4 protein-coding genes are annotated in these 5968 nt (G+C 72.0%); 2 read left to right on the forward strand and 2 right to left on the reverse strand.

The annotated features are described in order from the left end of the window. The first annotated feature begins 320 nt into the window (after positions 1 to 320). Complete coding sequence (lexA, locus tag C1I95_RS31140) at positions 321 to 1103, forward strand: transcriptional repressor LexA (RefSeq protein ID WP_111219317.1); 783 nt, start codon at positions 321 to 323, stop codon at positions 1101 to 1103. Between the two features lie 30 nt (positions 1104 to 1133). On the opposite strand, the gene C1I95_RS35495 is transcribed toward lexA, so the two are convergent. Beyond that, positions 1134 to 2894, reverse strand: coding sequence for a hypothetical protein (locus tag C1I95_RS35495; RefSeq protein ID WP_158566508.1), 1761 nt, complete (start codon positions 2892 to 2894; stop codon positions 1134 to 1136). Positions 2895 to 2945: 51 nt separating this feature from the next. After that, positions 2946 to 4394 (reverse strand): GTPase HflX, encoded by a 1449-nt coding sequence (gene hflX, locus C1I95_RS31150; RefSeq protein ID WP_111219319.1) that lies wholly within the window; start codon positions 4392 to 4394, stop codon positions 2946 to 2948. Between the two features lie 176 nt (positions 4395 to 4570). Between hflX and C1I95_RS31155 the strand changes: the two genes are divergently transcribed. Further along, positions 4571 to 5968 (forward strand): NAD-dependent malic enzyme (locus C1I95_RS31155; protein ID WP_111219321.1); only part of this gene is annotated, 1398 nt, incomplete at its 3' end.

Here is a 5968-nt window from a genome sequence, read left to right on the forward strand (position 1 = left end):
CTCCCCCCTTCCGACGCAACCCGAGAGCCCAACGCGGACCGGCGGCGCCGGTTACCGCCGGGCCGGACGGGATCTCCGCGAATCCGGACGGGGTCGAACACCCGTTCGACCCGACGTACCATTTATCAGAACGGGCATACGACTGTCGCGGTTTTTCGCGCCGACACGCGGAGAGATGTCGTACAGATGTTTGAAAATGACCGATCTCACCTATACGGTCATCAACAGCCGGAGGTGACCATGGTCGACCCACCGGCCGGCAGACCACCGTGCGCACCACGAGCCGCCAAGGCACCCAGCGCCGACCAGGGAGGACGGACGTGACCGAGGACCGGGCCAACCGGCCGCAGAGCCTGCAGCAGAGCACCGAGGCGGGCCCACCGGCCGCCCGACGCCGCAGCGTCACCCGCACCCGGGCCGGGCAGCCCGCCGTGCGCCCCGTGACCCCGGTGGTCAGCTCCTTCCCCGACCCGGCGACGGTCGACCTGACCGCCCGCCAGCGGCGCATCCTCGACTTCATCCGCACCTGGGTGGAGCGGCACGGCTACCCGCCGAGCGTGCGCGAGATCGGCGAGGCGGTCGGTCTGGTCTCCCCGTCCAGCGTCGCCTACCAGCTCAAAGAGCTGGAGAAGAAGGGCTTCCTGCGGCGCGACCCGAACCGGCCCCGGGCGGTGGACGTCCGCTCCCCCAACGACGTCGACGACGAGCTGACCCGCTCGCAGCGCCCCACGCCCGCGTACGTGCCGATGCTCGGCCGCATCGCCGCCGGTGGGCCGATCCTCGCCGAGCAGTCGATGGAGGACGTCTTCCCGCTGCCCCGCGAGCTGGTCGGTGAGGGCGAGGTGTTCATGCTCCAGGTCAAGGGCGACTCGATGCTCGACGCGGCGATCTGCGACGGCGACTGGGTGGTGGTCCGGCAGCAGCCAACCGCCGACTCCGGCGAGATCGTCGCCGCCATGCTCGACGGCGAGGCGACCGTGAAGACCTACCGCCGCCGGGATGGTCACGTCTGGCTGATGCCGCAGAACCCGGCCTTCGACCCGATCCCGGGCGACGACGCCACCATCATGGGCCGGGTCGTCGCCGTACTGCGCCGGATCTGACCCTGGATCACGACCGGTGCTGACCCCCGGTCAGTACCGGTCGCCCCGGTAGCCGTAGTTGCCGCCAGGCGCCTGGCCGTACGGCTCGGTGCCGTCCTCCCGGTAACGACCGGAACGCCGGCCCCGGTAGTCGGGCTCGGGAGGCCCACCCCGCCGTGGCGGCTCGGCACGACCTCCGCCGCCACCGGGCGGTCCCCCGGCGCGGCCACCGCCGCCGCCGTAGACACCGCCAGCACCACCGCCGGGGTGCCCGCCACCCGTCGGCCGGCCGCCACCGGGGCGCCCGTAGACCGGGGCACCCTCGCCGCCGGGCCGGCCACCGCCGCCACCGCCACCGCCGTAGACGCCACCGCCGCCCTGGCCCGGGCGGGCACCGTTCCCGCCGCCACCCTGGCCCGGGTAGCCACCGTTAGGGCCGCCGCCCGAGCGGCCGCCGTACACCGGGCCCGGCCGTGCGCCACCGGACCCCTCACCGGTCGGCGACCCGCCGTAGACGCCGCCGGAGGGCGCGCCGCCGTACACCCCGCCCCGGGGGCGGTCCTGCGACGAGCCGAAACCGTCGTCCTTGCCGGCCGACCCGGGGCCGTCGTCGTCACCATCGCGGTCCTTGCCGGCCGGCGCCGGCCGCTTGCGAGACCGCAGGATCCCGAAGATGCCCGCGCCGACCAGCAGCGCGCCGAGCACACCGATCGTCGCGATCAGGTACGTGATGTCGTTCAGGGTCAACCCGTCCATCCACGACCCGCCGGCCGCGTTCTTCACCGCGTCCGGGTCCTCGGTCAGGTTCTTCGGGCCCTCGGTGGACGGGGTGTAGGCGAGGATGTCGACCGGGTCGTTGTCGTCCAGGTGGCCGGCGTCGGACACGGTCAGGAACGTCTTGCCGTCGGTCGAGTAGGAGATCGCCTCGCCGAACGGATCGGCCAGCGCGGTGACCCGGGGGGTGCCGGTGGTCAGCGCGCCGACGATGTCACCGTTCTGGACGTCGTACTCGAAGGCGTCGGCGTACGTGCGCAGCACCACCCGGGAACCGTCCGGGGAGCGGGCCGCCCCGGTGATCGCGACACGGCCGAAGGTGCTCAGCGGGTTCTCGGTGTCCGTCTTCGGCAGCTCGACGTCGCCGACCTTCTTCATCGGCACCGGCTCGGTGTCGCCGGTCTTCAACGGCCCGTCCGGGGTGAAGATCTCGGCCTTGCCGGCGGTGACCTTCGTGATGATCAGCGGAAGCTTGTCGTCGCCGATCAGCAGGGCCTCGGCGTCCCGCGGCTTGCCGTCGGGGTAGGCGAGCCGGTGCAGCTTCGGCTGCTCGTTACCGCTGACCGGCATGCTCCAGACCGCCACCCGCTCGCGGCGCTGCCGGCTGGTGATGTTGTCGCCGGTGTCGGCGATCCACAGCGTCTTCTTGTCCGGCGAGAGGGCGAGATCCTCGGTGTCGAACGGCCCACCGCCGGAGTAGGGAACCGCGCGGGTGACCTGGCAGTCCTTGCCGAGGTAGAAGACCCGCTTGCGGTCCGGCTGATCGGTGCTGTCGTTGACCACGATGTAGCCGGTCTTGGTGACCACCAGACCGGACAGCTCACGCAGCCGCGAGTCAGTGACGCTGCACTGCTTCTTGGGTGCCGCTACCAACGGTGACCCGGCGGCCACGGGAACCGCAGCCGCCGCACCTGACACACCCGTCGCGGCAGTGGCCGCCGACGCGGGCGATGGGGCCGCGAGAGCGGCGCCGGTGACCGCCACGGTGGCCCCGAGCAGGCCGAGCGCAACCGTGACCGAGGAAACAGTGCGGTGCATGCATGAAGTGTCGCATGCCTAAGGTTTCCTTCGGGTGACGCCGCTGGGCGGTCACCAGGCGGTACGGACCGCCTCCACCGTGTCGCCGAACGGCGCCAGCTCGGCCGCGAGCGCCTCGTTGACCCGTACGTGCAGCATGGTGCCCTCCGGCAGGTGGGCGGTGCCGAGCACCTCACCCTGCCGGTGCACACGGGCCACCAGGTCACCCCGGTCGTACGGCAGCACAACGCGCACCTCGACCGCCGGCTGGGGCAGCCGCCGCTCGATCGCCTCGCGCAGGTCGTCGATGCCGCGCCCGCTGTACGCGGAGACGAAGACCGCCTCGGGCCAGAGCCGCTTGAGCTGGAGCAGGGTCTCCTCGTCGGCCGCGTCGGTCTTGTTCACCACCACCAGCTCAGGCAGCCGGTCGGCGCCGACCTCGGCCAGCACCTCGCGGACGGCCCGGACCTGCTCCTGCGGGTCGGGGTGGGTGCCGTCGACCACGTGCACGACCAGGTCGGCCTCGGCGACCTCCTCGAGCGTGGAGCGGAACGCCTCGACGATCTGGTGCGGCAGGTGCCGGACGAAACCGACCGTGTCCGACAGGGTGTAGACCCGCCCGTCGGCGGTGGTGGACCGCCGGGTGGTCGGGTCGAGCGTGGCGAACAGCGCGTCCTCCACCAGCACGCCGGCCCCGGTGAGCCGGTTGAGCAGGCTCGACTTGCCGGCGTTGGTGTAGCCGGCGATGGCCACCGCGGGCACCGCGTTGCGGGAACGGCGGGCCCGCTTGGTCTCGCGTACCGTGCGCATCGCCTTGATCTCCCGGCGCAGCCGGGCGATCCGGTGGCGGATCCGCCGCCGGTCGGTCTCCAGCTTCGTCTCACCCGGGCCACGCACACCCACGCCGCCACCGGCGCCGCCGCCACGGCCCGAACCACCGGTCTGCCGGGACAGCGTCTCGCCCCAGCCGCGCAGGCGGGGCAGGAGGTATTCGAGCTGGGCCAGCTCGACCTGCGCCCGGCCCTCCTTGCTCTTGGCGTGCTGGGCGAAGATGTCGAGGATCAGCGCGGTGCGGTCGACCACCTTGACCTTGGTGCGCTGCTCCAGGTTGCGCAGCTGGGACGGCGACAGCTCGCCGTCGCAGATCACCGTGTCGGCGCCGGCGGAGAGCACCATCGCGCCCAGGTCCTCGACCTTGCCGCGACCGATGTAGGTGGCCGGGTCGGGCCGGGTGCGCCGCTGGATCAGCCCTTCGAGCACCTGCGAGCCGGCGGTCTCCGCCAGCGCGGCCAGCTCGGCGAGCGAGTTCTCCGCGTCGGCCTGGCTGCCCTCGGTCCAGACACCGACCAGGACCACCCGCTCCAGCCGGAGCTGGCGGTACTCGACCTCGGTGACGTCGGTCAGCTCGGTGGAGAGGCCCGGGACCCGTCGCAACGCCTGCCGCTCGGACAGCTCGTACTCACCGGTCGTGGCGTCGAGCTCGTCATCTGGGGAAGGAACGTAGGTCTCCTGGTCTCGCAAGCGTCTCTCCTGTCCGTTCTGTGCATGTACCGAGCAATCCTGACACGTGTCAACGCCCAGTGCACCTGCTATATGCCCACCGCGCAATCAGGCAAAAGCGGGGGTGGGTGCTCGCCGCCAAGGGCAGGGCGAGTAGAAATGCGGACGAGCCGTTCAGCGCCGACGGAGGGATCTGCGTGCCCACCACCCGACTGCCCAGTGCCGGATTCTCGATCACGATCCGGATCGCCGTGCCCGCCGACGCCTCGTCGATCGGCCGGCTGACCACGTCGGTGGGTGAGGCCGGAGCGATCGTCACCGCGTTGGACGTGGTCGACTCCGACCCGACCCACGTACTCGTCGACCTGACCTGCGACACCGCCGACTCCGGCCATGCCGACCAGGTGGTCGACGCGCTCACCGCGCTGGACGGCGTGGACGTCCGCAAGGTCTCCGACCGCACCTTCCTGCTGCACCTGGGCGGCAAGATCGAGGTGAGCCCGAAGGTCGCGCTGCGCACCCGCGACGAGCTGTCCCGCGCGTACACCCCGGGGGTGGCCCGGGTCTGCCAGGCGATCGCGGAGAACCCGGCCGACGCCCGCCGGTTGACCATCAAGCGCAACACGGTCGCCGTGGTCAGCGACGGCTCGGCCGTGCTGGGGCTGGGCAACCTCGGCCCCGCCGCGTCGCTGCCGGTGATGGAGGGCAAGGCGGCGCTGTTCAAGCGCTTCGGCGGGGTGGACGCCTGGCCGGTGGTGCTCGACACCCAGGACACCGACGAGATCGTCGCCATCGTGAAGGCGATCGCGCCCGCGTACGGCGGGATCAACCTGGAGGACATCGCCGCGCCGCGGTGCTTCGAGATCGAGGCGCGGCTGCGCGACGCGCTGGACATCCCGGTCTTCCACGACGACCAGCACGGCACCGCGATCTGCGTGCTGGCCGCGCTGACCAACGCGCTGCGCGTGGTGGGCAAGCAGCTCGCGGACGTGCGGGTGGTGGTCTCCGGAGCCGGCGCGGCAGGCACCGCGATCATGAAGCTGCTGCTGCGCCAGGGCGTCGGCGACATCATCGCGTACGACCGCCAGGGTGCCCTGCACCGCGGCCAGACCGGCCTCAACCCGGCCTGGCAGTGGCTGGCCGAGCACACCAACCGGGACGGCTACTCAGGCGACCTGCCCGGTGCGCTGGACGGCGCGGACGTCTTCATCGGGGTGAGCGCGCCGAACCTGCTCAGCGGCGAGGACATCGCCAAGATGGCGAAGGACTCAATCGTCTTCGCGCTGGCCAACCCGGACCCGGAGGTCGACCCGCGGGAGGCGCGCAAGCACGCCGCCGTGGTCGCCACCGGCCGCTCCGACCAGCCGAATCAGATCAACAACGTGCTGGCCTTCCCGGGTGTCTTCCGCGGCATGCTCGACGCGCACGCCGAGGAGTTCACCGAGGAGATGGCGATCGCCGCCGCCCGGGCCATCGCCGACGTGGTCGGCGAAGAGAAGATCAACCCGACCGTCATCGTGCCCAGCGTCTTCGACTCCCGGGTCGCTCCCGCAGTCGCCGCCGCCGTCCGCGCCGCCGCGCAGAACCCCGCGGTC

Origin of the sequence: Micromonospora craterilacus, from assembly GCF_003236315.1 — a bacterium.
GTDB lineage: Bacteria > Actinomycetota > Actinomycetes > Mycobacteriales > Micromonosporaceae > Micromonospora > Micromonospora craterilacus.